Raw genomic sequence first — 26,535 nt, forward strand, 5'->3', positions numbered from 1 at the left:
GTCAGGCTTTGGCGGCGATCTTCTCGGCACTCATCTTCTCGGGCGGCTCGGCCGCCCGGCGGTCGGACAGGTTGGCGCGCATGTGGGCCAGCATCTCGACCAGCTTGGCCTCGGCGTCGGACGGAAGACCGGCCAGCGCCTCCGCATAGATGCCGGTGGCGAGCGCCCGGCCCTGCTCCAGCACCGCATGTGCTTTCGGCGTCAGATGCGGCAGGCGGGCGCGCCGGTCGGTCGGATCGGCGCGGCGTTCGATCCAGCCGCCCTCCTCCATGCGGTCGATCTGCCGGCAGAGCGTGATCGGCTCGATCTCCATCAGATCGGCCAGCGCCGCCTGCTTGATTCCTTCGTTCCGCGCCAGCGTGGCGATCACCGACCATTGAGCGCGGGTCAGCCCGAGATGGCGGGCCCGCTGGTCGAAACGGACGCGCATCATGCGCGCCGTATCGGTCAGGACGGCACCCAGGCTCATCGAATGGGAGTTTGCAGAGCGGGTATCGGCGGCGGAGGACATCGGCACATCATAAGCTTGCTTATCGATTTTGGTGAATTAATAAGCCTGCTTATCATCGGCAATCCTCGCGGCGCGCATGGCAGGGCCACGCCGATGTCGCGCCTCTGGCGCGCGCGACAGGAGATTGCTAAGGTGCCCACCCGTTTCGTTCCATTCCTTTCGCCAACTCGCCCGAATCGACCAGCTGAGGACCGATCCATGCCGCACTACCGCTCCCGCACCTCCACCCACGGCCGCAACATGGCGGGCGCGCGCGGCCTGTGGCGGGCGACCGGCATGAAGGACGGCGATTTCGGCAAGCCGATCATCGCCATCGCCAATTCCTTCACCCAGTTCGTACCCGGACACGTCCACCTGAAGGATCTGGGCCAGCTGGTCGCCCGCGAGATCGAGAAGGCCGGCGGCGTGGCGAAGGAGTTCAACACCATCGCGGTGGATGACGGCATCGCCATGGGCCATGGCGGCATGCTGTACAGCCTGCCCTCGCGCGAGTTGATCGCCGACGCGGTGGAGTACATGGCGAACGCGCACTGCGCCGACGCGCTGGTCTGCATCTCCAACTGCGACAAGATCACGCCCGGCATGCTGATGGCCGCGATGCGCCTGAACATCCCGGCGGTCTTCGTCTCCGGCGGCCCGATGGAGGCCGGCAAGGTCAAGTGGCGCGGCAAGGTCAAGTCGGTCGACCTGATCGATGCCATGGTCGCCGCCGCCGACCCGACCGTCTCCGATGAAGAGGCGGCAGAGATGGAGCGCGGCTCCTGCCCGACCTGCGGCTCCTGCTCCGGCATGTTCACCGCCAATTCGATGAACTGCCTGACGGAAGCGCTGGGCCTGTCACTGCCCGGCAACGGCACCATCCTGGCGACCCACGCCGACCGCAAGGAGCTGTTCCTCGCCGCCGGCCGCATGGTGGTCGACCTCTGCCGCCGCTGGTATCAGGAGGAGGACGCGACCGCCCTGCCGCGCGGCATCGCCACCCGGCAAGCGTTCGAGAATGCGATGACGCTCGACATCGCCATGGGCGGTTCGACCAACACCGTCCTGCACATCCTGGCCGCGGCGCAGGAGGGCGGCATCGACTTCACCATGGCGGACATCGACCGGCTGTCGCGCCACGTTCCCAACGTCTGCAAGGTCGCCCCGGCGGTGGCCGACGTCCATATCGAGGACGTGCATCGCGCCGGCGGCATCTTCGGCATCCTGGGCGAACTTGACCGTGCCGGCCTGCTGAACCGCGAAGCCCCCACCGTCCATGCCCCGACGCTGGGTGACGCGCTGGACCGCTGGGACGTGATGCGCACCCAGGACCAGTCCGTCCACACCCTGTACCGCGCCGCCCCCGGCGGCATCCCGACCGTCGTGCCCTTCAGTCAGGAGCGCCGCTGGCCGGAGCTGGACCTCGACCGCGAGAAGGGCGTGATCCGCAAGGCCGAGAACGCCTTCAGCCAGGACGGCGGCCTCGCCGTGCTGTACGGCAACATCGCGGAGAACGGCTGCATCGTGAAGACGGCGGGCGTTGACGCCTCCAACCTCGTCTTCGCCGGGCCGGCCCGCGTGTTCGAGAGCCAGGACGACGCCGTCGCCGGCATCCTGGGCGATGTGGTCAAGGCAGGCGAGGTGGTGATCATCCGCTACGAGGGTCCGCGCGGCGGACCCGGCATGCAGGAAATGCTGTACCCGACCAGCTACCTGAAGTCGAAGGGGTTGGGCAAGGCCTGCGCACTGGTCACCGACGGCCGTTTCTCCGGCGGCACGTCGGGGCTGTCGATCGGCCATGTCTCGCCGGAAGCGGCGCAGGGTGGCGCCATCGGACTGGTGCAGGACGGCGACCGCATCGAGATCGACATCCCCAACCGCATCATCCGCCTCGCCGTCGATGACCAGGAAATGCAGCGCCGCCGCGATGCGATGAACGCCAAGGGTGTGGATGCCTGGAAGCCGGCCAGCCGCGACCGCGTGGTTTCCCCGGCGCTCCGCGCCTATGCCGCCCTGACGACCAGCGCCGACCGCGGCGCCGTGCGCGACGTGTCCCAGGTGGAGAATATCGCCGTCCGCCGCTGAGCCGGTTTGACCCGGCCAGCGTCAACAGCGACCAAGTCAGGCACAGCGGATATTCATCACAAGTAACAATCAAGGCGCCGCGCAAGTCGCGGCGCTTTCTTTTTGCCCCGAATTACATACACCGATATGTTGGCTTCCGCCTGCGCGAAAATCTTAGGGCGATACATCGCTCGGATGTTCGCAAAATTCGAATTGCATGCTCTAATATGCCAACGCGAATTCCGCAAAGGGGGCGGACATGGCGGACACCATGTTGAGCACAGCGACGGACGAAGGCCGTCCTTGGCAGGAGGCATCACGCCTGCCGGGCGACAAGCCGCGCGAGCGCAAGGTGGTAACGGCGATGTTCGTCGACATCGTCCGCTCCTCCGCCATCGTGGCCGGCCGTGATCCGGAAGATGCGGACGACCTGCTCCTCTCCATTCTGGATCGCGTGACGGAGGCGGTGCCGCGTTTTGAAGGCACGGTGACGCAGATGCTGGGCGATGGTTTCCTGGCGACCTTCGGCGCCCCCGGCGCCAAGGAGGACCACGCCCTGCGCGCCTGTCTGGCTGCCCAGGACATCCTCAGCGCCACCCGTGACGAGCATGGAAAGCCGCTTTTCCAGATCCGCATCGGCATCAGTTCCGGCGACGCCGTGACCCATGTGGTGACCAACGGCCTGTGGTCCGACTACCGCGCCATCGGTGAATGCGTGCATATGGCCGCCAAGCTGCAGCAGCGCGCCGCCTCCGACACCGCGCAGCTCAGCCGCGACACGCTGGACCTGATCCCGGTCGGCGTGACGGCGCGCCCGATGGGAAGCCTGCGTTTGTCCGACGAGGTGGAGCCGATGCCGGCCTTCCTGCTCGACGGAGCCCGCGCCGTCCGCCGCACCGCCACCGACCTGCTGTCCGCCACCGACGCCCCCTATGTCGGCCGCGAGCAGGAGGTGGCGACGCTGTTCGCCATCACCGATTCGGTGGAGGCCGGGGCGCCGGCCCAACTCCTGCTGCAGGGAGAGGCGGGAATCGGCAAGTCGCGGCTGGTGGGAGAGTTTCTGCGCGATCCGCGCAGCAGGCGCTGGACCTTGCTGCAATGGCCGCAGATGCCGATCCGTCGGCTGGCCGATCCCGACGACCTCGAGGCAGTGGCGCTGAGCCTGGCGGAGCAGGTGGCCGGCCGCGCCAGCGAGGAGGGCGTCGGCTGGGTGTGCGAGGCCGCGGGCCGCCGGTCCGGTTCGCTGGCCGGCGACGCCGTGCGGGCGCTGTTCGGCCTGCCGGGGCTCGACCCGCTGTGGAGCGGCCTCGATGCGGCGCAGCGCCTGTCGCTGGGCATCGAGGGGCTGGTGGGGGCAACGCTTGAGCTGGCGGCGACGGTCCCATCGGATGATGGCGCCCAGACCGATGGCGAGGGGATCGTGGGACGGCCGTTGCTGGTCCTGGTCGAGGATGCCCATTGGGCGCGGCCGGTGATGGTGCGGCTGCTCGATCGGCTGGCGGAAGCACTGCCGGGGTCCGGGTCACGCCTGCTGCTGCTCGCAACCCGACGACCGCCGCCGCTGGGACCGGAATCACGCGAACAGGGCTGGAACGGCCGGCCGGGCGGACGGCGCATGGAATTGGGCATGCTGTCGCCGGAACAGGTGCAGAGTTTCCTGGCCCATTGGCTGGGGCCGGACTGGTCGCTGGTGGAGTTGAAGGCCCAGGTCGCCACCCGCTGCCAGGGCGTTCCGCTTTATCTGGAAGAGGTTCTGCGCACGCTGGAGACGTCCAACGCCATCGAAGGCACGCCGGGCTCCTACCGGCTGATCGACCCGTTGGTGGTCGACAAGCTGCCGCGTACGCTGCACGCGCTGCTGGCAGAGCGCATGGACCTGATGACGCTGGAACGGCGCCGACTGCTGATGAACGCCGCCGTGATCGGCAATACCTTCGACGTCGGGCTTCTGCAGGCTCTGACCGGCCTGTCGATGTCGATCCTGTCCGACTATCTGGCCTATCTGGAGCGTGCCGGCTTCGTGCTGCGCACCCGCCTGCTGCCCAACCTGGAATATTCCTTCAAGCATGCGCTGATCCAGGAGGTCGCCTACGCCACCCTGACGAAGTCCGACCGCCGGGCGCTGCATGCCCGCGTGCTGGAGGCGCTGCGCCACCGCCGCGACGCCGACCTTCCCAACCGCCTGGACCTGCTGGCCCACCACGCCTTCAAGGCGGAAAACTGGCCGGCCGCGCACTTGTTCGGCCGGCGTGCGGGCGAAAGGGCCGAAGGTCGTTCCAAGCTGGAAGATTCCAGCCGGCATTATACCAACGCTCTCGCCGCCGTGCGGCGTCTGCCGGATCATCCGCGAAACACTGCGCGCCAGATCGATTTGCTGATCGCACTTCCGAGATCTCTGCTGCCGCGAGGGTCGATGGGAGTGGACGACCATCTGCAACGGGCCATCGCCATGTCGCGAGATTCGGGTGATCTCATCCGCTATGCCCGGGCATGCTCAATGTTGGCATCGTTCCTGTGGACGTTCGGCGATCTCGACGAAGGTCTTGCGCTGTGCCGCGACGGCCTGTCTGCGCTCGACGCCCGGGATGACCGCCGCACCCGCGTCCAGTTGCTGTTCCGGCTGGGCGGCCTACAAACAGACAAGGGGCTCTTCCTAGAGGCGTTGGAAACATTCGAGCATGGCTCCCACTTGCTCACGAAGTCTCGTCCATACGACCGCTATGGTCTCGCAACTGTCGCACGGGTGCATATGGGCAGCCTCGCGGCCCGCGGATTGGCCGAATTGGGGCGGGTCGATGAAGCCGTGGAAACCGGGCGCCGCTCAGTCGAAATCGCCGAGGAAAGCAACCACCTCTTCTCAAGGATGTTCGCCCTGACGCATCTGGGATGGACCCATATCATCTGCGGGCAGTTGAAAGACAGCATTCCCGCACTTGAGGCCGCATTGTCGGTCGGCCACGCAATACATGCACCTCTACTGCTGCCGTTGGTGATGGGCGGCATCGGATACGCATCGGTCCTGACAGGGAACCACAATTCAGGCTACGCTATGTTTAAGCGCAGCTTTGCGCTGTTTCAGCAGCAAGGCGGGGGCAATGGTCGACTTCACCCGTTGGGCCGTGTTCCCCAAGTTCTGATTTGGTATGCCGAGGCACTTGCCGCCACCGACCAGCTGGTTGCAGCTTCAAAGGCTGCACAAGATGGACTAACGATCGCCAGCAAAACTTATCAAAAGTCTTTGGAGGTCCAAGCAAGTCTTTTGCTGAATAAATTCGGCAGCTTGAACGCCTTCAGCACACGGTCAGAATTACAGCGAATTATCATTGAATGATTTACTACAAAATACGGAAAATCATCAAACTTCATCATTTCCACGAAAGTAGTCCAGAACAAAGCTCCGGATTTCACTGCTTAAGGCTACATTCTTCGAGCGACGCGCATCTAATTTCGCGCACAATTGCTTGGTCAGCAATCCTTCAGCCTGCGCGATGGCATCCAGCCCATCCCACACCGCATTTTCGAGACGCACACGTCTTTCGCCATCCTCAACTGGCACAACACGAACCGACATAACAGGCCAAGCCATCAGATTAGATAATTGGTCAGCCCGGCAATCACGTTGTTTGTTGGCAGAGTTCAGCATCCCATCGGACTCCTTGACTGCGGTCATGACCGACAACCCAGCTTGAGAAGGCTGTGTTATCCGAAGGGCGGTGTTCGCAAAGTGAAAAACTTCACAGCGCGAGTTAGTTCGAATTCGAAGAAATGAGCACATCACTTCAACCGAGGAGACAAACGATGTCGCTCAATCTGTTCCAGTCGTCGATGGTTCGTGGCGCCGATGGCCGTCTGTACAACGTTTCCGCTCAAGGTGTCGCCGAGATCGCTGAAGTGCAGGCTTCGACCGCTCGTAACCTCGTCCGTTCCGGCGACCGCAGCACCTTTGATGCCGCCGATCACGAGGCCGGTCGTTACAGCATCACCCCGGGCGCCTGATCGGGTTCCCGGTTCCGGTTCTTCGGACCGTGGCCACCAGCGCCACTTCAGGTGCTGACCGGCCACGGACCCGGGAACGGGGACGCGCCCTCTCGATTTTCCTCCGCCCTGGACAAGCCGCGATGCCCTTCGATCTGCTCGATGTCAAAGCCTCCGTTTCGGATGCGGTGAAGGCCCACACGGTCGGCACCCACCGGGTCATGGCGCCCGAACAGACCCTGGCACGGGTCGCCCCGTTCCTGCCGATCATGGGGATCACCCGGGTCGCCAACGTCACAGGGCTGGATGCCGTCGGCATTCCGGTGGTGATGGTGACACGGCCGAACTCGCGCTCCATCTCGGTGTCGCAGGGCAAGGGAGTGACGCTCGCCGCCGCCAAGGCCTCGGGGGTCATGGAGTCGATCGAGAGCTATCACGCCGAACGCATCACCCTGCCGCTGAAGTTCGCCAGCTTCGAGGAGCTGCGCTGGACCCACCCGGTGGTGGACGTCGACCGCCTGCCCCGGCTGTCGACCGGCAGCTTCAATCCCAACAGCCCCATCCTGTGGATCGAGGGGCAAGACCTGCTGAACGGCGGCCCGAAATGGGTTCCGTTCGAGATGGTCCACCTGAATTTCACCGTGCCGATGGCCCCCGGCCACGGCGCCTTCCTGGCCGGCTCCAACGGGCTGGCGTCGGGCAACCACAAGGTGGAGGCGATCAGCCACGCCGTCACCGAACTGGTGGAGCGCGACGCGACCACCCTGTGGCGCCTGCAGGACCCGGCTTCCCAGGCGGCGACCCGCATCGACCTGGACAGCATCGACGATCCGGTCTGCCGTTCGCTGATCGACCGGTTCGAAGCGGCGGGCGTCGCCGTCGGCGTGTGGGAGACCACCAGCGACGTCGGCCTGCCCGCCTTCCTCTGCCGCATCGTCGAGCGTGAGGAGATGCCTCAGCATTCCATCCGCCCGGCCACCGGCATGGGCTGCCATGCGGCGCGCGAGATCGCCCTGTCCCGCGCCCTGACCGAGGCGGCGCAGAGCCGCCTGACCTTCATCGCCGGCGCCCGCGACGACATGCCCCGTGCCGAGTATGAGCGCCACCTCGACCCTGCCCATCACGCCCGCTGGAAGGCCATGATCGTGGAGGGTGGCGGCCGGCGCCCCTTCCACCATTGTCCGACCAGCACCGCCCCCACCATCGAGGCCGACCTTGCCCACCAGCTCGACCGGCTGCGCGCCGTCGGCATCGAGGAGGCGGTGGCGGTCGATCTGACCAAGCCCGAATTTGGTATCCCCGTCGTGCGCGTCGTCGTGCCTGGGCTGGAGGGTGCCGACGAATCCCCCGATTACCTGCTGGGTGAACGCGGCCTGCGCGTGCTCGGCACCCAAGCCATGGAGAAGGCGGCATGAGCGGCGTCTATGTCTTTCTCGGCCCCACCCTGCCGCGCGAGGACGCGGCGCTGGAGCTGGACGCCACCTATCTGCCGCCGGTCGCCCAGGGCGACGTTCTGCGGTTGTGCGCGGAAAAGCCGGCGGCCATCGGCATCATCGACGGTTTCTTCGAAAGCGTGCCGTCGGTCTGGCACAAGGAAATCCTCTACGCCATCCATGCCGGCATCCCGGTGTTCGGCGCCTCCAGCATGGGGGCACTGCGCGCGGCGGAGCTGTATCCCTTCGGCATGGTCGGCGTCGGCGCCATCTTCGAGGCGTTCCGCGACGGCCGGTTGGAGGATGACGACGAGGTGGCGGTGATCCACGGCCCGGCCGAGCTGGGCTACACCTCCCTGTCTGAGGCGATGGTCAACATCCGCCGCACCCTGTCCGACGCGATTGCCGACCGGGTGCTGACCGCCGAGACGGCCCTGCGCCTGGAATCCATCGCCAAGGAACTGCCCTACCGCGAGCGCGGCTATGGACGAATGTTGCGTCTGGGTGGCGATATCGGCCTGCCGGCGTCCGAATTGGTGGCTTTCCGCAGTTGGCTGCCGCAGGGCCGGTTCGACCAGAAGCGCGAGGATGCCAAGGCGATGCTGCGCACCATGGCCTGGCGGCTGGGCCGTTCGACGGGTGACGATGCGGCACCGGAGGCCCGTTTCCACTTCGAGCGCACCGTACTTTGGGAACGTGCCCTGCGCGACGCGGCTCCGCTCGCGATGTAAGGGCGTATCCGCTAGACTGATCGCGCCGGGGTGGCGATGACCGCCAGCCCGGCGCGAAACTGTACCTGGACGGACGGATGAACGCGCCGATGGATGTTGCGGCGGTGCTGAGGCGCAACCGGCTGCTCGGGGAACTCGATGCCGAGCAGATGGCGGAAATGCTGACGCTGGGCCGTATCGCCCGCTTCGATGCCGACCAGATCATCTTCGACAAGGGGGACCCCGGCGACAGCCTGTTCGCCGTGTTGAAGGGGCAGATCGCCATCCGCACCTCCTCGGCGGACGGCAAGACGATGCTGCTGAACATCCTGGAAGCCGGCGATGTGTTGGGCGAGATCGGCCTGATCGACGGACGGGAACGCACGGCGGCCGCGATCGCCCTGCGGCCGGTCGAGCTTTACCGGATCGACCGCTCCGACTTCATCCCCTTCCTGGAGCGCCACCCGCGCCTGTGCACCCGCATGATGATCGTGCTGTGCGACCGGCTGCGCTGGGTATCGGAGAACATTGAGGACGCGGTCTTCCACGACGTGCCGCGCCGGCTTGCCCGCCGGTTGCTGCTGCTGTCGGACAGCTACGGCCAGCAGACTCCGACCGGCCTGCGGTTGACCCTGCCGTTGTCGCAGGAATCGCTGGCCAACATGTTGGGCGTTACCCGTGAAATGGTGAACAAGTGCCTCGGCGCCCTACGAAAGGCCGGAGTGGTGACATATGCCAAAGGGTTTATCGTCATCAACGATCTGGCATTGCTTAAGGACATGGCCGGTGACCCCGAACGGGTTCCCTAGGGGGAATCCTTACCTGCCTAAAGTTTTGTTCCCAAAACCGGTTGTGGTCGCGTTATAGTGTGCATGCGTTGGGGGCAATCGCACGGGTAGCACGAGGGTTTAAGAGCATGTCGAGCGAAGGGAACAGGAAATCTCGCGTCGATCAATCTACGGGCGTCGCTTCACTGACTTCCCGCACGCTCAAATTGTCCGGGCGCGATGTTACAATCAGATTGGAGCCGTCCTATTGGGAAGGGCTCGAAGAAATTTGCCGTCGGGAGGATCTGACGGTGGACGAACTCTGCTACGATGTCCGTGACCGCATGGAGCAGCAGGGTCGTCGCTCTTCCCAGGCCGGCGTGTCGCTTGCCAACGCCTTGCGCGTGTTCGTGGTCGGCTATTTCAGGCAGGCGGCGACCGAACGCGGCCATGCGCGTGCCGGTCATGGCCAGGGCCGCCCCTTCATCGCGACCCCCTTCGACATCGTCCCGGTCACCAGCGACAGCTGACACCTGAAAAAAGCCGGCACTCTTGGGGACAGGCCTTTCGACCCGCCCCCCAATGTGTTGTACCGACCGTCTTATTGGGCGGTCCAGCCGCCATCCATCGTCAGGGCCGCACCGCGCATGTTGCCGGCGGCCTCCGAGCACAGGAACACTGCCAGTTCGCCCAGCTGTTCCGGCGTGACGAAGGATTTGGACGGCTGCTTCTCGCTCAGCAGCTCGCGCCCGGCCTCCTCCACCGACAGGTTGCGCGAGGCAGCCAGCGCGTCGATCTGCTTCTGCACCAGCGGCGTCAGCACCCAGCCCGGGCAGATGGCGTTGCAGGTGATGTTGGTCTCCGCCAGTTCCAGTGCCGTCACCTTGGTCAGGCCGATCACGCCATGCTTGGCGGCGACATAGGCCGACTTGTTGACCGACGCCACCAGCCCGTGCACCGACGCGATGTTGATGACCCGGCCCCAGCCGCGCGCCTTCATGCCCGGCAACGCGGCGCGGGTGCCGTGGAAAACGGCCGACAGGTTGATGGCGATCACCGCGTCCCAGCGTTCCACCGGAAAGGCATCGACCGGCGCCACATGCTGGATGCCGGCATTGTTGACCAGCACGTCCAGCCGGCCATAGGCCGCCTCGGTGGCGGCGACCATCGCCTCGATCTCCGCGGGCTTGGACATGTCGGCGCCGTTGTGGGCGACGCGCACACCGAACTCCGTCGACAGCGACCGGCACAGCTCGGCGATGTAGCCGGCATCGCCGAAGCCGTTCAGCATCAGGTCGGCGCCCTGCCCCGCAAGCTGCCGTGCGATCCCAAGGCCGATCCCGCTGGTGGACCCAGTAACGAGCGCGGCCTTCCCCTTCAGATTGGTCATTCTTCTTTATCCTTCGATCGGCATGGAACGGAGGTCCGGGGCGAGGATCAACTCGCACCCGGTGTTGGCGATTACCTGCTCCACCGTGACACCGGGGGCGGTTTCCTTCAAGACGAGCCCGACGTCGGTCGGCTCGATGACGGCGAGGTCGGTCACCACCAGGTCGACCCGACGGACCGAGGTCAGCGGCAGGGCGCAGCGTTCGACGATCTTCGCCTCGCCCTTGGCGCTGTGCTGCATGGCGACGATCACCCGGCGGGCGCCGGTGACCAGATCCATCGCCCCGCCCATACCCGGCACCATCTTGCCAGGCACCATCCAGTTGGCGAGCCGCCCCTCGCGGTCCACCTGCAGGCCGCCCAGCACGGTGACGTCCAGATGGCCGCCGCGGATCAGCCCGAAGGAGAGGGCGCTGTCGAAGGACGCCGCCCCCGGCAAGGCCGAGATGGGCGAGCCGCCGGCGTCGGTCAGGTCGTGGTTCTCCGCGCCGGTGATCGGGCCGGACATGCCGACGATCCCGTTCTCCGACTGGAAGAACACATGGCGTCCGACGGGGACATAGCGGGCGACCAGGGTCGGCAGGCCGATACCCAGGTTGACGAGGTCGCCGTCCTTCAGTTCCAGCGCGACGCGCTTGGCGATCAGGGTCTTTTCATCCATGGCTCGATACTCCCCGATCAGCGCGGCTTGGAGGTGACGATGTGGTCGACCAGAACCGACGGTGTCATCACCGCGTCGGGCGGGATGCAACCGACGGGCAGGATGTCCTCGGCCTCGGCGATGACGGTGGCGCCGGCCATCGCCATCAGTGGGTTGAAATTGCGCGCGGTCAACGCGTAGGTCAGGTTGCCGTACAGGTCGGCCTGCTTGGCGGCGACCAGCGCGAAATCGGCCTTGATCGGCATTTCCAGCAGATAGGTCACGCCGTCGATCTCGACCTTGCGCTTGCCCTCCTCCACCGTGGTGCCAACGCCGGTGGGGGTCAGGACGCCGCCCAGCCCGACGCCGCCGGCGCGGATACGCTCGGCCAGCGTGCCCTGCGGCACCAGTTCCACCTCGATGTCGCCGGCGATCATCTGCTTTTGCGTCTCGGGGTTCAGGCCGATGTGGCTGGTGACGACACGGCGCACCAGCTTCTCCACCACCAGCTTGCCCAGTCCGTTGTTGGGCCGCGCAGTGTCGTTGGCGATGATGGTCAGGTCGCGCTTGCCCTGGCGGATCAGTTCGTCCACCAGCCGGTTGGGGCCACCGACGGCCATGAAGCCGCCGATCAGCAGGGAAGCGCCGTCCGGAATGCGCGCGACGGCCTCTTCCAGGGAAATGAGCTTGTTCATCGTCAGACGATCCCGGTCAGGTAGTAGACGGCGATCACGAAGAAGACCGCCAGCGTCTTGATGCAGGTGACGGCGAAGATGTCGCCATAGGACTGCCGGTGCGTCAGCCCGGTGACGCCCAGCAAGGTGATGACGGCACCATTGTGCGGCAAGGTGTCCATGCCGCCGCTGGCCATCGAGGCGACGCGGTGCAGCACCTCCATCGGGATGCCGGCGGCATTGGCGGCGGTGATGAACTGGTCGGCCATGGCGGCCAGCGCGATGCTCATGCCGCCGGACGCCGACCCTGTGATGCCCGCCAGCACGGTGACCGTCACCGCCTCGTTCACCAGCGGGTTGGGGATGGCGGACAGCGCGTCGCGGATCACCAGGAAGCCCGGCAGCGCCGCGATCACCGCGCCGAAGCCGTATTCCGACGCCGTGTTCATCGAGGCCAGCAGCGACCCGCCGATCGCGGCCTTCGTGCCCTCGGCGAAGCGCTGGGACACCGGCTTCCAGGCAAAGGCCAGCACCATCAGGATGCCGCAGAGCAGCGCCCCCACCACCGCCCAGATGCCGGCGACGGCGGAAACCTGCGTCACCAGCGGCTTGGCGCCGGGGGTCAGGACAACTTCGCTGGTCGTGCCATAGATGACGGGGATCGCCATGGTGAACAGCTTGTTCAACACGCCGACGGCGACCAGCGGCGACAGCGCCAGGATCGGATTCGGCAGCAGTTCGGAGGCCACCGGCTCCGGCTCGTTGGTGTGGCCGCTGCCGTAGCCCTCGCCGCGCGCGATGGCAGAGCGCACCCGCCATTCCAGATAGAGCAGGCCCAGCGTCAAGATGAAGACCGAGCCGATCAGGCCCAGCCAGGGGGCGGCATAGGCGTCGGTCTTGAAGAAGGTGGTGGGAATGATGTTCTGGATTTGCGGCGTGCCCGGCAGCGCGTCCATCGTGACGGTGAAGGCGCCCAGCGCGATCACGCCGGGGATCAGGCGCTTGGGGATGTCGCCCTGCCGGAACATCTCCGCCGCGAAGGGATAGACGGCGAAGACCACGACGAACAGTGACACGCCGCCATAGGTCAGCAACAGGCAGACCAGGACGATGGAGGTCACCGCACGCTCGCGCCCGACCAGCTTGATGACGGCCGAGACGATCGACTTGGAGAAGCCGGACAGCTCGATCACCTTGCCGAACACCGCGCCCAGCAGAAAGACCGGGAAGTACAGCTTCACGAAGCCGACCATCTTGTCCATGAACAGGCCGGTGAAGACCGGCGGCACGGCGGACGGGTCGGTCAGCAGCACCGCCGCCAGCGCCGCCACCGGCGCGAAGAGGATGACGCTGAAGCCCCGATAGGCGACCAGCATGAGGAACGCGAGCGCTCCCAAGCAGATCAGGAAACTCATTTGGACGATGCTCCCTCGGTGATTCTTTTCGGATGGCCGACGTCTTGGATGTCGGTTCCGGGCGTTGCGGCTGAGACAGCCGGCGCAGCCTCTCGTGGTGGACCCGGCTACGGGTGCATGCATCGATATGAGCAAAGGTCGTGCCACTGGCAGGGAGCATGGTCGTCGCAAGCGAAACCTTTGACACCGCCGACTTTTTGCACTGCACACAAAACCGCCAGCCGGGCTCAATGTCTCAGGCTGGAGACTGCGCGCGGCAAAAAAGTCTCATTTTCGAGATATCGTCTCATTTTATGGACAGGGTAGCGACACGAGACGATCCCATCGGGCGGCGGTTGAGCGGGCCAATGGAATGCCGCTTGACCTTCCAATCGCTGGAAGGAGCAGCCTGTCCCCATCGAGCATCGCCAAACCGTCAAGGGAGAAGACCCATGCTGACATTGAAGGTTTCCGGAATGACCTGCGGCCACTGCGCCCAGACCGTGACCAAGGCTGTGGAAGCCGTTCCCGCCGTGGACCGCGCGCTGGTCGACTTGAAGGCCGGCCAGGTTGCCGTCGAAGGCAACGCTGATGAATCCGTCATCCGCCAAGCCATCGAGGATGCCGGTTATGAGGTACAAGGCCGGGCGTGAGACGTCATCACAAAAAAGAAAATGGGCGCCGGACCAATTGGCCGGCGCCCATTCTCGGTGACGTCTTCCCGGAAGGTTCGTTGAAGGTCTTTTATTTGGTCAGAATCAGCTTGTTGGCGCGGGTCACGCGCAGGCGGTAGCTCTGCCCGGCGTGCTGGATCACGATCTCGCGGCTGCCCGACATCAGGCGGGCGGATTCGACCACCGGCAGGGACGCGGCGATGAAGGAAGCCGGAGCGGAGACGGCGCTGTCGTGCATGGCGTGTCTTTCTTGCTGGACGGACGTTGCGGTCGGCGATGTCCGGGCGTGAACCCTGAACCGGACCCTACCTCTGCTCGCTCCTAATTGCAAGTCATTCTCATTCGCTTTTGTGGCGCGCCGCTCCGAATTCCTTGGTCAAACCCGGACCACACTGCGGACCATCCAGCGCAGGCCCACCACCAGCAGCTTGTTGTATTCGTTGACCAGCAGGTTCGCGGTGCCGGGCCACATCCACCAATCGTCCAGATGGACGGTGGGAGCGACGACGGGATGGGGGACCAGTTCCACGTCGGGCATCGCCATCGCCAGTTCCAGCATGCTGCGGCGCATGTGATAGTTGGCCGTCACGAGGCGAAGCGACCGGAACCCCTGGTCGCGCATCCAGTCCGCCGTCTCATAGGCGTTGCCGATGGTGCTGTCGGCGGAATAGCCCAATGTGATGCAGCATTCCATCTCGGTCGGGGAATGACGGGAGAGCTTCAGCAGTTCCTGCACCTCCACCCCGTCATAGACGCCGGACACGAACAGCTTCTTCGCCCGCCCGGCGGCCAGCAATTCCAGCCCGGTGACCAGCCGGTTGCTGCCGCCGGTCAACACGACGATGGCGTCGGTCCGCCGTTGGGCATCGGCGCCGGCGGGGGGCGAGCGCGGCACGTCGGCGGCATACCAGAACAGACCGGCCAGCCAGGCAACCGCCAGCACCAGCGCACCGGTCAACAGATGGCCGATCGCCCGCGCCATCACCCCGCTGCCGCGCTGCCGGTGGTGGGTGAGGCTCATCGCGACCCCGTCACGGCATCGACTCCAGCGTGCGCAGCACGGTCCAGCGCGCGGTCGCCAGCGCCAGCAGGGCCAGCGCCGCCGGGACCAGCAGCAGAACCACCCATTGCCAGGGCTCCAGCGCCAAATCCGGCAGCAGGCTGGCCCGCAGGCCCTGGGAGGCGCGGTGCAGCCCATACATGGTGCCGCCGGCCAGCAGCAGACCGATCCCGCCGCCGCGCAGGCTCAGGGATACCACATGACGCTCGAACTGGCGGGAGACATAGCGGTCGGTGGCGCCCATCAGATGCAGCAGCTCCACCACCGGCCGATGGATGGCAAGGCCGGTGCGCACCGCGAATACCACGGTCATCACCGCCGCCGCCCCGATCATCAGCACCACGCCCAGCGCCGCCAGCCGGATCGCCCCGGCGAAGGAGCGCAGGTCGGCCAACCAAACCGCATGGTCGTCCAGCGTCGCCCCCGGCGCTGCCGAGGTCAGGCGCAGGCGCAGGCCCGCGATGTCGACCGGCCCGTTGGCGACGACGTCGATCATCCGCGGCATCGGCAGCAGCGGGTCCGAAGCCCCCGATCCCAACCAGGGCTCCAGCAGCCGGGCGATCTCACCGCCGCTCAGCAGGGTCGCCGATCCGATCCCGGGGGTGGAGCGCAGGACCGTCAGCGCCGCCTCCGTCCGCTCGTCCAGCGGTGCCACGGGAGCGCCCGGCATTGGCGCCACCTGCACGGTCAGCCCGCCGGCCAGCCCGCTGTCCCAGCGTTGCGCCATGTCCGAAACCAGCATGGCGCCGGCCAGCGCCAGAGCCGCCAGGAACGCCATCAGCGCGGTGATCCAGCCGAGAAAGCGCGAGGAGGGATCGACCGCCAGCGGCAGGTCGGACCGGGGCCGAACGGGACGAAGCGCCATGCCGCTACTCCCACCGCGGGTCATTGGCCCGCTGATCGTTGGCCCGCGCATCCTGCGCCCGGCCCTCATGCGTCCGGCCCTCTTGGACCCGGCTGCCGCGCGAGGGCACGACCATCAGCCGGCCGCTGTCGAGATGCAGGCGCGGATGGTCGAAACGGCGGATCAGCGCCTCGTTGTGGGTGGCGATCACCACGGTGGTCCCCAGCTTGTACAGTTCCTCGAACAGATAGAGCAGCCGCATGCCGATGCCGTCGTCGACGTTGCCCGTGGGTTCGTCGGCCAGCAGCAGCCGCGGCCGGTTGATGACCGACCGGGCGATGGCGACCCGCTGCTTCTGCCCGCCCGACAGGGTCGACGGCTTGGCGTGCAGGTGGTTGCCCAGCCCGACCCAGCGCAGGATCTCGCTGCAATGGGCGACCACGTCGGCCTCCGGCGTACCGGCCATGCGCAGCGGCAGCGCCACATTGTCCAGTGCCGACAGATGGTCGAGCAGCGCGAAATCCTGGAACACCACGCCGATCTGGCGGCGCAGTTCCGGCAGGTCGCGGCGGGTCACCATCGCCATGTCGCGGCCGAACAGGGTGACCAGCCCGCGCGACGGCCGGTGAGCGAGATACATCAGCTTCAGCAGCGACGATTTGCCCGCCCCGCTGGCGCCGGTCAGGAAATGGAAGGATCCAGGCTGAAGGGTAAAGCTGATGTCGCGCAGCACCTCCGCCTCGGTGCCGTACCGCAAGCCGACATTCTCGAAACGAATCACGGTCCCACCACAGCTCGTCAACCCCTCCACGCCGGGGACAATGCACCCGGCCGGGGGCGGAGTCCACCCCGCCCCGCACCCTGCCACGATGTCCCGGACCTCGCGGAATACTTGAGAAGTCGGCGAAGACCTGACAAGTTGCCGGCCATGATCTGGATCCGGTCCCTCGCCTTCAACATCGCGTTCCATCTGTGGACCGCGCTGATGTGCTTCGCCCTGCTGTGGATGCTGCTGTTGCCGCGTCCGCAGATGGTCGCGGTGGTGAAATGGTATCTGCGCACCGTCGGCTGGCTGGAGCGCACGCTCGTCGGCATCCGGTATGAGGTGCGCGGGCGCGAGAACCTGCCCGACGGCCCCTTCCTGCTGGCGGCCAAGCACCAGTCGGCGTGGGAGACGATGAAGCTCCACCTTCTGGTGAAGGACCCGGCGATCATCCTGAAGCGCGAGCTGATGTGGATCCCGATCTGGGGCTGGTACGCCGCCAAGGCGAAGATGATCCCGGTCGACCGTGGCGCCGGCGGGGCGGCGATCAAGTCGCTGATCCGCAACTCCCGCCCGGTGCGGGACGAGGGTCGCCCAATCGTGATCTTCCCGCAGGGCACCCGCGTCGCGCCGGGCACCTACCGGCCCTACCGCATCGGCGTCGGCGTGCTTTACGACAGCCTGGGCATTCCAATCGTGCCGATGGCGCTGAACGCCGGGCTCTATTGGCCGCGCCACAGCTTCCTGAAGTATCCCGGCACGGTGGTGGTGGAATTCCTGCCGCCGATCATGCCTGGACGCCCGCGCGCCGAGGCGATGCACGACCTGGAGGAGCGGCTGGAGGCCGCGAGCGACCGTCTCGTCACCGCCGCCGGCGGCCCACCGACCCTGCGCCCGTCGCAGCCGGAACCGGAACGGGGCAAGCGGACGGTGACCGCCGTCTCCTGACGGGCGGCATAAGAGCCGATCGCGACGGTTATCCTTGAGCGCGGCGGCGTATCTGCCTACGCTCGCGCAACGAATCGCCGGAAGGGCCGGTTGAACCGGCTCCGGATGACGCGCGAGAGGAAGATGACGCAAACCGAGAAGCCCCAAAGGCCCACCCGGCGTCAGGACCGCTGGACGGAGCGGTGGCGCGCCGCCGCCGTCGCCCTTCTGATGACGGTGCAGCCGCTGTCGGTCCCCGTCGGCGCAGTCCTCACCGCTCCCGCGGCCCCCGCTCCGCTTGCCATAGCCGCCACCGCGGCAGCCATCACCCTGACACCGGCGGACGCCGAAGCCCGTGCCGGCTCCAGCGGCCGGTCGTCGGGCGGCTATTCGCGACCGTCGCGCACTCCGTCCATCGGCGGCGGCAGCGGCGGCTACACCCGCCCCTCCGCCCCGCGCACGCCCTCCACCGGTAGCGGCGGCGGCTGGTTTTCCGGCGGGCCATCCAGTTCCAGCGGCGGCTATGCCCGGCCGGGCAACAGCGCCCCGTCGGTCGCCGCCCCGCCGACGTCGGCAGGTGACAAGGCCTTCAGCCAGCAGGGCTCGGCCGATGCGCTGAACCGCTACCGGACCAAGCAGGACGCCGACCGCACGCCGCCGGCGCAGCCAAGCGCTCCGCCGCCCGCCGCCTCCACCCAGGGCCGCAGCAACGGCTCGAGCGGGTCGGGCTGGGGGTGGGGCTGGGGATCGGGCGGCTCCTCCTACCGCACCCCGTCCACCCGGCCGGCGCCGGCCAATCCCTATGGCGGTTACGGCTGGAGCCCGCCGCCCTACACCTACAGCGCGCCGCGCCGTTTCGGCATCTGGGACGGGCTGTTCCTGTGGTTCATGCTCGACACGCTGACCCGGCCGGGCCATGCCGCCTTCTTCCACAACAACGCCGACGACCCCGGTTATCGCGAGTGGCGGCAGGAGGCCGACCGGCTGGCCCGCGACAACGCCGAGTTGCGCGGCAAGCTGGACCAGCTCGATCAGTCGATGGCCGCCCAGGCCGGAACCCCGCGCGAGGCGGGACAGCTGCCGCCGGACGTGCCCGCGGATCTGGCCCGCGCCGGCTCCGCCAGTTCGGTGGACAGCGCCAGCGCGGCACAGACATCGCGCGGATCCGGCGGGCATGGCTTCTGGTGGTGGGGCCTGCTGCTGCTTGGCGTCGCGGTGCTGTTCCTGCTGTGGCGGGCGCGGCGCCGGATGGAGTCGCCACCAAAATCGGGTCCAGTTTCCAACGGTCCCGTTTCCAAGGGAGGATCGGACGTGCCCCTGTTCGGAACGCTCGGCAACTATGTGAACCAGAAGCTCAGCGGCAAGGCCTACAGCCCGTCGCTGTTCCGGCTGGGCATGACGGTCACCATCGACCCCACCCCCTTCCTGCTGGCGGAGAGCGCCACCAAGGTCAAGGCGCCGGACACCGGCACCGACCGGCTGGTGTCGATCGAGGCGGTCGGCACCGTCACCTCCGGCCCGGCCACCGTCTACCGCCTGCATCTTCCGGGGGGTGGCTTCTTCCAGATTCACCTCGGCCCCGACGGGCAGCCGGACGAGTGCCGCTATTTCACCCCCATCGACAGCGTCACCCCGTCCGACGAGGGCGAGTGGGGATTCTGGCTGGACGATGCGGAGGGAATGATCGGCTGGCCGGAGTTCCAGACCAAGGACGGCATGCTCTATCCCCGCGTCTGGCAGCCGGGACCCAGCCGCATCCAGCCCTTCACCCTCAGCGAGGCGCGCCAGACCCTGCGCGGGACCGAGACGGTGACCAGCCAGTCGATGCTGTACGGCGCCGCCACCGGAGCCGCAGCCCCGGCGCCCGCCACCGAATATATCCTGGTGGAGGCGGTGGAGCGGTCCGGCCGCGCGTCGGTCGAGATCGCCGCCGGCATCGACGTGAATCCCGCCTCCCTCTCCCTGTCCTAACCCACACGACAAGAGTGCCGGCCCCATGGAAAGCACCTTCGGTTCCATCCTGACCGCGCTCGGCACCGGACTTCCGGTGCTGCTGGTCCAGCTCGCCGTCACGCTGGCGCTGCTGGTGGCGGGCGTCGCCGTCTACACCCGCATCACCCCCTTCGACGAGCGCCGGCTGGTGGCGGAAGGCAATGCCGCCGGCGGCCTGACGCTGGCGGGATCCATCGTGGCGCTCGCCATTCCGCTGGCGGCGACGCTGGCGACCAGCGCCTTCGTGCTGGACATCCTGTTGTGGGGTGTGGTGGCGCTGATCCTGCAACTGGTCGCCTTCGCCGTGGCGACCCTGCTGATCCGCGACCTGCGCGGCCAGATCGAATCGGGCAACGTCGCATCGGCCGCGGCGCTGGTCGGCGTCCAGCTTGGGGTGGCGCTGATCAACGCCGCCGCCATGGCGGGATAAATCTCCCCCGAGAGGTAAGGATGGGGGTCTGGTTCCGGGATCGCCCCCTCCCCATCTGTGCAGGCGATGCGTCCGCGCTTTCGTGCGGGCGCCTCCAACAACCCTCCTTCGACAGGAATCAGCCATGCTTGCCTTCATCCGCAACCTTATGGGTGTCAAGACCGACCAGGCCGTCCAGGGCGCCATGGAGGCGCTGGTGCGCTGGGATCCGAAGTCCGCGACCGAGGCGGAGCTGCGGACCATGGAGCAGCATCTCGACCAGCTGGGCCGGCAGGTGGCGGAAGCCCGCGCCATCCATGACCGCGAGCAGCGCGAAGCCGACGAGATCAAGGCGCTGTCGAACCAGCGCATGGCCGCGGCCGAGCATCTGCAGCGCCAGATCGACGCCGAGACCGACCCGTCGCGCAAGGCCGGCCTGGAAAAGAGCCTGGAGACCATCGTCGCGATGCTGGAGGAGATGGCTCCCGACATCGACCGCGAGGTCCGCGATGCGGTCGAGGCGCGCGAGTTCCTGGAGATGCTGGAGAAGAACTACGCCGACGCCGGCGCCAAGCTGAAGGCTGCCCGTGCCGACCTGACCCGCGCCCAGCGCGACATGGGCCGCGCCGACCAGCAGCGCGCCATGGCCGAGCGTCAGGCCGAAGCAGCCCGTCAGGCCGCCGGCCTTGCCGGTGCCACCAGCGGCCTGACCGTGGCGCTGAAGGCGATGCAGGACACCGCCGCCAAGGATCTGGCCGCGGCGGAGGCCGCCAACGCCAAGGCCAAGCTGCTGCGCCCGTCGGCCCCGGAGAAGGAAGACCCCAACATCGCCGCCGCGCTCGCCGCCGCGTCGGGCAAGACCGTACCGACCAGCCTGTCCGACCGTCTGGCGGCGCTGAAGGCCAAGCAGGGCTGAGAGTGACGGGATCGGCGGGGGCTCTCCGCCGATCCTTACCGCTTGGGGGATGGAACAGCGTGGAACGGTTTCCGGCGGCTGTTTCATCTCAGCGGCGCCGTCCGCTCTACAGGCGGCGGAAGGCGGCCTTTCCGCCCCGACGCTCCTGCACCGAGCCGAGGTTGGGATAGGGATCGTCGGGGTTGAGGGTCCAGGGATAGACGCCCTTCGGCCCGGTCGATTCCGGGCGGGCCAGGATGGCGGCGACGGCGCGCGGATCGGGCGGAGTGCGTTCCCGGAAGGCGCCGGGGATGTGGTCGTCATCGTCCAGTTCGGTGACGATGTCGGCGGGCGGGTCTTCCGACGGCTGCGGGGTGACGGAGTCGGGCGGTTGGCGGAATTCCGCCTGTTGTGCCGGCTGTTTGGCAGAGGGGGCGCCGAGACCGTCGAGAAGACCGAGCCGGTCGGCCAGCCAGCGCACGGTCGACGGATCGCCGGCCGAGACCAGCCGTTCGATCTGCTCCGCCACCAGGGCGCGGAGAGAGGAGAGCCGGAGTTCGGCCTCGCGGTTCAGCGCCTGCCGTTCCCACCAGACCCTGTGACGGAAGTCCTTCGATCCGTAATAGGCGCGCCAGAGAGTCGTCCGGCTGCAGCCCATGGCGCGGGAGACATTGAGGAAACTGCTGCCGCGCGCCAGCATGCCGGCGGCCATGATCCACTGTTCCTCATGGAACTGCGAACCGGGGACCAGAGAGCCTTCGGAGGGCACCGGCGGCTCCTCGGCCCAGCAGGGGAAATGGTCGCCAAGCGCGTTGGGGGTCAGGGTACGGCTGTCGAGGGGCATGGGATGGCTCCGCAAAAAGGATCGGACTGTTTGCGGCGAGGGTATAGGAAAATTGTCCCTTTATAGGGAGTTTTGTGCAAAATCCGCGGGGATCAAGGGGTTAAGGTCGGTGCCCTGCCTGGATCATGAAGCGATGGGACGGAAGTGCTCAGATTGTCCGGGATGTAAAAACACGCTCGGAACATGTGCTTCTACGTTCTGTAGTGCCGGCTTGTCATAACGTTCGCCCTACCCGAGAGGAACGACCTCAATCCGTTGAAAACGCCATCAACTCCGTGATGCAGTCGGCGACGATGCGAGATGGACGACGGTTTGGTGGCAGAAGGAGCAGAGTGCGTGATCGAATTTCCGGCTCGAACGCACAGACGACCAGGCCTCGACCGAGATAGGGTTCGGCAGTCAGTGGATTGACCAGACCGCACCCGATGCCAGCCTGCACCATCGCACATATGGTCATCGAGTAGGGCGTCTCCAGCACGATTTTCGGCATCACGCCATGGGCGGCCAGCACCCCATCCAGCCGGCGGCGCGCGGTGTCCTCGGGAGCGAGGGCGATGAATGGCGTGCCGTGTAGATCGGCGGGGTGGAGAACTTCGCGATGCGCCAGCGGGTGATCGGCCGGAACCGCGATCACGAGGCGCTGCCGCATGAAAAGCGTCGCATCCACCCCCGTCACGTCGATCTCGTCGGCCGCCAGCCCAATGTCGAAATGGCCGGAGGCGATCAGATCCTTCACCACTGAAGACATACGCGCCTGCACTGTGATCGACACGTCGGGATGCCGCACTTGGAAGGCACGCAATGCTTTCGGCAGGATGGTGGTGCTGACTGCCGAGTGGCAGGCGACCCGGATTTCCCCCGAGCCGAAGTCACGAATGCGCGCTGCGGCGGCGCGCAAATGGATCAATCCCGCAAAGGACGATGCCACTTCCTGGAAGAACAGCCGCGCCTCCTCCGTCGGGAGCATGCGCCCTTTGGCGCGATGAAACAGCGCGAAGCCGATTTCCCGCTCCAACTCCTGGATCGCCTTGCTGACGGCGGGTTGCGAAATGCGCAGCACCTCGGCCGCGCGCGAAGCGGTACCGTTGGTCATCACCGCGTGGAATACCTCGACCTGCCGCAGGTTCATGATGGTCTCTCTATAACCTGAGGGAATAGACTAGCTTGAAATCCATATTGGACGAAATAGGGCTGGTGGCGTCATATCGGGGGAGTCAGTCAAAGGACGCCTCCCATGAAAGATCTCACCCAATGCGTGGTGAATCCTTCGGTTGCCGCCGAAGGGTTCGATAGCCTCACCGTGCCCGTCCATCGTGGATCGACAATCGTATTCGCCAATGCCGAAGATTACGCGACACGCGGAGAACGCGGGCATACCGGCTATACCTACGGCCTTTACGGCACCCCAACAACCCGGACGCTGGAGACCAAGCTGACGGCTCTTGAGAACGGTGCCTGGACTTTCCTTCTGCCGTCAGGGCAGGCGGCCAACAGCTTTGCCGTGCTGCCCTTCCTGCAAGCCGGCGACAGGATGTTGATCGCCGACACCTCCTATCCACCGATGCGCGACTTCGCCAATCACGATCTGGTCAGATTCGGCATCGAGGTCGACTATTACGACCCGACCTCCGTCGCTGACCTGGAGCGGCGGATCGACGGACGCACCAAGGTCGTCTGGTGCGAATCCCCCGGCTCCACCACCATGGAGATCCAGGACCTGCCGGCCATCGCGGCGGTGGCGCACCACTATGGCGCCCTGGTCGGCTGCGACAACAGCTGGGCCACCCCGCTGAACTTCAAGCCTCTGGACCATGGCGCCGATCTGGTGACCGAAGCGCTGACGAAGTACGTCAGCGGCCATTCCGATCTGCTGATGGGGTCGCTCACCGTGCGGAACGAGGCCCTGATCACGCCGATCCGCAGCGCTCTCGGCCGCTACGGGATTGGCGTTTCGCCCGATGACGCCTCGCTGGTGCTGCGGGGAATGGAGACACTGGGCGTGCGGATGCGGCAGGCGTCAGACGGGGCAATGGCGCTGGCCGAACGGTTGGCCGGCCATCCGCTGGTGGAGAGGGTTCTGTATCCGGCACTCCCCGACTCTCCCGGCCATGCGGTGTGGAAGCGTGATTTCCTCGGGGCCAGCGGCGTCTTCAGCGTCGTGTTCACGCCCGCGGCGACGCCGCACGTCCCGCCGGCCCTCGACGTGTTGCGCACCTTCGCCATCGGCGCTTCCTGGGGCGGGACCCGTAGCCTGATGGCGCCGATGCCCGTGAAGCGCAACCGCACCGCCCGCCCCTGGACCGGTGAGGACCTGATCCTGCGCATCAGCGTCGGGCTGGAGGATCCGTCCGACCTGCAGGACGACATCACCGCCTTCCTCGACGACATCACCACACGGGCGGCCAAGGCGGCGACCGCCTGACGGCGGCGGACGCAAACACCCCCCGACAATGGCAGAGGTGCAGCCGGGTGTTCGTCGGCTCGGAAACGGGAAGCGATGTAGCCCCTGAAGGCGCCCCAATCCTTACGCCTCGGGGGAGGCCGCCTTCGCCGCCTTCGGTTTGCGCGCCGCCACCTCGAAGGCCACGTCCTCGATCATTCCGGCGGTGAGGGACGACAGGGCCGATTTCAGGCTCGGCCAGTGGTTCATGCGGGCGGTGTCGGCGACGGCTGGGTTTTTCGCCTTCAGGACGAGGCGGCGGCCGCCCTGGGGGGCTTCCTCCACCCGGTGCGGCTCCAGTTCGGCCAGCAGCGGGGCGGGGACCTTGCCCTTCAGGGCGTGCAGGACGGCGGCCCACAGGGCGGTCACGTCGTCGGCATCGGGCAGCGGGCCGAGATCGGCGAGGCCGGATTCCACCGGATCGGCGGGGGCGACGGTGTCGACCTTGCCGATGCGCCGCGCGCGGCGGCCGGCACTGTGGCGTTCGCGCTCCAGATAGGTCTCGGCCGCCTCCTCCTCGTCCTTGGCGTCGAAATCGAGGGTCACCGCCTCGATCTTGCGGCCTTTCCGCTTCATCTTGTCTTCCGGCATGCTGACGCGGAAGGGGGCGAGCTGGTTCACCTCGGAGATGGCGCGGTCGATGGTGCGGGTGCGCAGGATGCCGAAATCCTTGTAGGCGCCCTCCGGCACGTTCATCAGCTTGCGCAGCGTGTCGATGTCCAGCTCCAGCGACGGATAGTCCATCTGGTAGCGCTGCATGCCGATCTCGTAGAGCTTCAGCGCATAGGTGCTGGTGACCTTGACCATCGCCGGTCCGGACAGCTTGGCCCACAGCTGCGACGAGCGCTGTATTTCCAGGAAGGCGTCGGTGAACTGGAAATGGATGTCGGCGGCGTCGCTGTCCTCCTCCTCCTCCGGCCGGACATAGCTGGAGAGGATGCGCAGTTCCGCGCGCGACCGGCGGCCGCGGAAGGGGCCGATGACCACGAGGCTGGAGTCGAAGATCTCCTTCAGCGCGTCGAAGATTCGCTCGTTGCCCTTGTGGTTGCCGCGCACCACGCGCTTGGGCAGGCGGTAGAGCTTGTTGGCGAAATTCTGGCTGCCGGCCAGATGGATCATGAAGTTCAGCATCTTCTGCGCCGGCAGCGACAGGCGCGTGCCGTTGGCGGGATAGCTGTAGACCGCCTCCGCCGCCTTGATCAGATGCTTGTAGCCGTCGCGCTCGAAGGTGGCGCTGGCGACACGGGCGGTCAGGCCGGCGACCGGAGCCGCGGATTCGGCGGCAACAGACGGCAGGGTGGCGGCGGCACCATCGCCGTCGATCACCGCGCCGCCGGCCAGATCCTCCGGACCCAGCACGACGAGATTCGCAGCGGCCTTCACCGTGTTCGCCTTGGTGGGCGCAGCCGCGTCCGACGGGACGGACTCCTCCGTCACCGCACCGCGCGCCTTCCTGCGCCCCGTACCCGCCATCGCCTGCCTCCCGCGAAATCGAGCGAGGCTAAATCAATCCTTACCCCAAAAACAAGTAAGGAAAGGGTCGCGCTGCAGAATCCTGGGCATCCTTACACCCTGGGGGCGGAACCCTTACGCCCCGGGGGGTGTGCGACTCGCCCCCACCCGGTAAGGCTGTTTCCCCCACCCTGTAAGGAAGATTCGATGCGACTCGCGGACTCCCCTAGGGATTCGCGCCGACGAATCCTCTTAAAAGGGAAAGGGAGAGGCAAGCGCACGCTAAGTGCCGGATCTGCCAAGGCTTCCCAAGTGCGAATCTCAGCCGGACAAGCCGGTTGGGAGGCTTCCATGTCGCGAATCGGACCGACTCGAGTCTGCGGAGCGGTGTTATCGGGCCTGCTCTATCCTTACTGCCTGGGGGCGTTCAGGCATTTTTGCTGTTCGGAGGTCAGTGGGCAAGCGCCATCCTTACGGCTTGGGGGCACCTGATGCCGGATCCAGGCCCCCGAGAGGTAAGGATGACGGGAGTCTGCGGAGTTGAGAGTCCGATTCTGGAGCGTGTCAGGAGTCTCAAGGGCTTACCCGCCCCCAGGATGTAAGGAAGCCCGCCCCCAAGCCGTAAGGATGGATGGGCGGGCTCATCGGCGGCAATGGGGCGGGATCTGGCCCCCAGGGAGTAAGGATGGAAAAGGAGGA

General features: G+C 66.6%; 26 protein-coding genes. 13 read left to right on the top strand and 13 right to left on the bottom strand.

The window, feature by feature from the left end:
* Nucleotide 1: 1 nt before the first annotated feature.
* Nucleotides 2–511, bottom strand: coding sequence for a MarR family transcriptional regulator (locus tag TSH20_RS02750; RefSeq protein ID WP_247871473.1), 510 nt, complete (start codon nt 509–511; stop codon nt 2–4).
* A 198-nt stretch (nt 512–709) separates the two neighbouring features.
* Between TSH20_RS02750 and ilvD the strand changes: the two genes are divergently transcribed.
* Nucleotides 710–2,575 (top strand): dihydroxy-acid dehydratase, encoded by a 1,866-nt coding sequence (gene ilvD, locus TSH20_RS02755; protein ID WP_109073286.1) that lies wholly within the window; start codon nt 710–712, stop codon nt 2,573–2,575.
* Between the two features lie 238 nt (nt 2,576–2,813).
* Complete coding sequence (locus TSH20_RS02760) at nt 2,814–5,885, top strand: adenylate/guanylate cyclase domain-containing protein (RefSeq protein WP_109073287.1); 3,072 nt, start codon at nt 2,814–2,816, stop codon at nt 5,883–5,885.
* Nucleotides 5,886–5,909: 24 nt separating this feature from the next.
* Here the strand turns inward: TSH20_RS02760 and TSH20_RS35570 are convergent, their stop codons facing one another.
* Complete coding sequence (locus TSH20_RS35570; protein WP_247871474.1) at nt 5,910–6,224, bottom strand: ribbon-helix-helix domain-containing protein; 315 nt, start codon at nt 6,222–6,224, stop codon at nt 5,910–5,912.
* Between the two features lie 128 nt (nt 6,225–6,352).
* Between TSH20_RS35570 and TSH20_RS02770 the strand changes: the two genes are divergently transcribed.
* From TSH20_RS02770 to TSH20_RS02790, 5 genes are all read left to right on the top strand, one after another.
* Nucleotides 6,353–6,550, top strand: a complete 198-nt coding sequence (locus TSH20_RS02770) for a hypothetical protein (protein ID WP_109073289.1) — start codon at nt 6,353–6,355, stop codon at nt 6,548–6,550.
* A 122-nt stretch (nt 6,551–6,672) separates the two neighbouring features.
* Nucleotides 6,673–7,944 carry a YcaO-like family protein gene (locus tag TSH20_RS02775; protein ID WP_109073290.1) on the top strand — a complete coding sequence of 424 codons (1,272 nt, stop codon included), beginning with the start codon at nt 6,673–6,675 and terminating at the stop codon, nt 7,942–7,944.
* Nucleotides 7,941–8,693 carry a TfuA-like protein gene (locus TSH20_RS02780; RefSeq protein WP_109073291.1) on the top strand — a complete coding sequence of 251 codons (753 nt, stop codon included), beginning with the start codon at nt 7,941–7,943 and terminating at the stop codon, nt 8,691–8,693. Before TSH20_RS02775 ends, TSH20_RS02780 begins: the two co-directional genes overlap by 4 nt.
* 77 nt (nt 8,694–8,770) lie before the next feature.
* Nucleotides 8,771–9,481: a Crp/Fnr family transcriptional regulator gene (locus TSH20_RS02785; protein ID WP_109073292.1), complete on the top strand. Its 711-nt coding sequence runs from the start codon at nt 8,771–8,773 to the stop codon at nt 9,479–9,481.
* Nucleotides 9,482–9,588: 107 nt separating this feature from the next.
* Complete coding sequence (locus TSH20_RS02790) at nt 9,589–9,969, top strand: ribbon-helix-helix domain-containing protein (protein ID WP_109073293.1); 381 nt, start codon at nt 9,589–9,591, stop codon at nt 9,967–9,969.
* A gap of 71 nt (nt 9,970–10,040) precedes the next feature.
* Here TSH20_RS02790 and TSH20_RS02795 read toward each other — a convergent pair whose 3' ends face one another.
* From TSH20_RS02795 to TSH20_RS02810, 4 genes are read right to left on the bottom strand one after another with little or no spacing between them, the layout of a single operon-like run.
* A complete protein-coding gene (locus TSH20_RS02795; protein WP_109073294.1) occupies nt 10,041–10,829 on the bottom strand; it encodes a 3-hydroxybutyrate dehydrogenase in 789 nt (262 codons plus the stop codon).
* Nucleotides 10,830–10,835: 6 nt separating this feature from the next.
* Nucleotides 10,836–11,489 (bottom strand): 3-oxoacid CoA-transferase subunit B, encoded by a 654-nt coding sequence (locus tag TSH20_RS02800; protein WP_109073295.1) that lies wholly within the window; start codon nt 11,487–11,489, stop codon nt 10,836–10,838.
* A 17-nt stretch (nt 11,490–11,506) separates the two neighbouring features.
* On the bottom strand, nt 11,507–12,163 hold the full coding sequence (locus tag TSH20_RS02805; protein ID WP_109073296.1) for a 3-oxoacid CoA-transferase subunit A: 657 nt from the start codon (nt 12,161–12,163) through the stop codon (nt 11,507–11,509).
* A 2-nt stretch (nt 12,164–12,165) separates the two neighbouring features.
* The gene (locus TSH20_RS02810) at nt 12,166–13,557 is read right to left on the bottom strand and encodes a GntP family permease (RefSeq protein WP_109073297.1); all 1,392 of its coding nucleotides are present in this window, start codon (nt 13,555–13,557) and stop codon (nt 12,166–12,168) included.
* 431 nt (nt 13,558–13,988) lie between these two features.
* On the opposite strand from TSH20_RS02810, the gene TSH20_RS02815 reads away from it, so the two are divergent.
* On the top strand, nt 13,989–14,189 hold the full coding sequence (locus tag TSH20_RS02815; RefSeq protein WP_109073298.1) for a cation transporter: 201 nt from the start codon (nt 13,989–13,991) through the stop codon (nt 14,187–14,189).
* A 91-nt stretch (nt 14,190–14,280) separates the two neighbouring features.
* On the opposite strand, the gene TSH20_RS02820 is transcribed toward TSH20_RS02815, so the two are convergent.
* The 4 genes from TSH20_RS02820 to ftsE all read right to left on the bottom strand — a co-directional run bounded on the left by TSH20_RS02820 (nt 14,281) and on the right by ftsE (nt 16,895).
* The gene (locus tag TSH20_RS02820; RefSeq protein WP_085091948.1) at nt 14,281–14,448 is read right to left on the bottom strand and encodes a hemin uptake protein HemP; all 168 of its coding nucleotides are present in this window, start codon (nt 14,446–14,448) and stop codon (nt 14,281–14,283) included.
* 138 nt (nt 14,449–14,586) lie between these two features.
* A complete protein-coding gene (locus TSH20_RS02825) occupies nt 14,587–15,231 on the bottom strand; it encodes a YdcF family protein (RefSeq protein ID WP_109073299.1) in 645 nt (214 codons plus the stop codon).
* A 10-nt stretch (nt 15,232–15,241) separates the two neighbouring features.
* Entirely contained in the window at nt 15,242–16,135 is an 894-nt protein-coding gene (locus TSH20_RS02830) for a hypothetical protein (protein WP_109073300.1), read from the bottom strand.
* A 4-nt stretch (nt 16,136–16,139) separates the two neighbouring features.
* Complete coding sequence (ftsE, locus tag TSH20_RS02835) at nt 16,140–16,895, bottom strand: cell division ATP-binding protein FtsE (RefSeq protein WP_109073301.1); 756 nt, start codon at nt 16,893–16,895, stop codon at nt 16,140–16,142.
* 147 nt (nt 16,896–17,042) lie between these two features.
* Between ftsE and TSH20_RS02840 the strand changes: the two genes are divergently transcribed.
* From TSH20_RS02840 to TSH20_RS02855, 4 genes are all read left to right on the top strand, one after another.
* Nucleotides 17,043–17,825 carry a lysophospholipid acyltransferase family protein gene (locus TSH20_RS02840; protein ID WP_109073302.1) on the top strand — a complete coding sequence of 261 codons (783 nt, stop codon included), beginning with the start codon at nt 17,043–17,045 and terminating at the stop codon, nt 17,823–17,825.
* 123 nt (nt 17,826–17,948) lie between these two features.
* Complete coding sequence (locus tag TSH20_RS02845) at nt 17,949–19,775, top strand: DUF2491 family protein (RefSeq protein ID WP_247871475.1); 1,827 nt, start codon at nt 17,949–17,951, stop codon at nt 19,773–19,775.
* Between the two features lie 25 nt (nt 19,776–19,800).
* The gene (locus TSH20_RS02850) at nt 19,801–20,226 is read left to right on the top strand and encodes a DUF350 domain-containing protein (protein WP_109073304.1); all 426 of its coding nucleotides are present in this window, start codon (nt 19,801–19,803) and stop codon (nt 20,224–20,226) included.
* A gap of 124 nt (nt 20,227–20,350) precedes the next feature.
* Nucleotides 20,351–21,121 (top strand): hypothetical protein, encoded by a 771-nt coding sequence (locus TSH20_RS02855; RefSeq protein WP_109073305.1) that lies wholly within the window; start codon nt 20,351–20,353, stop codon nt 21,119–21,121.
* Between the two features lie 106 nt (nt 21,122–21,227).
* On the opposite strand, the gene TSH20_RS02860 is transcribed toward TSH20_RS02855, so the two are convergent.
* On the bottom strand, nt 21,228–21,944 hold the full coding sequence (locus TSH20_RS02860) for a hypothetical protein (protein WP_109073306.1): 717 nt from the start codon (nt 21,942–21,944) through the stop codon (nt 21,228–21,230).
* Between the two features lie 247 nt (nt 21,945–22,191).
* The gene (locus TSH20_RS02865) at nt 22,192–23,073 is read right to left on the bottom strand and encodes a LysR substrate-binding domain-containing protein (RefSeq protein WP_109073307.1); all 882 of its coding nucleotides are present in this window, start codon (nt 23,071–23,073) and stop codon (nt 22,192–22,194) included.
* A gap of 105 nt (nt 23,074–23,178) precedes the next feature.
* Between TSH20_RS02865 and TSH20_RS02870 the strand changes: the two genes are divergently transcribed.
* The gene (locus TSH20_RS02870) at nt 23,179–24,366 is read left to right on the top strand and encodes a PLP-dependent transferase (protein WP_109073308.1); all 1,188 of its coding nucleotides are present in this window, start codon (nt 23,179–23,181) and stop codon (nt 24,364–24,366) included.
* A gap of 102 nt (nt 24,367–24,468) precedes the next feature.
* On the opposite strand, the gene TSH20_RS02875 is transcribed toward TSH20_RS02870, so the two are convergent.
* The gene (locus TSH20_RS02875) at nt 24,469–25,857 is read right to left on the bottom strand and encodes a replication initiation protein (protein WP_109073309.1); all 1,389 of its coding nucleotides are present in this window, start codon (nt 25,855–25,857) and stop codon (nt 24,469–24,471) included.
* Nucleotides 25,858–26,535 lie beyond the last annotated feature (678 nt).

The sequence above is a fragment of the Azospirillum sp. TSH20 genome, assembly GCF_003115935.1.
Taxonomy (GTDB): domain Bacteria; phylum Pseudomonadota; class Alphaproteobacteria; order Azospirillales; family Azospirillaceae; genus Azospirillum.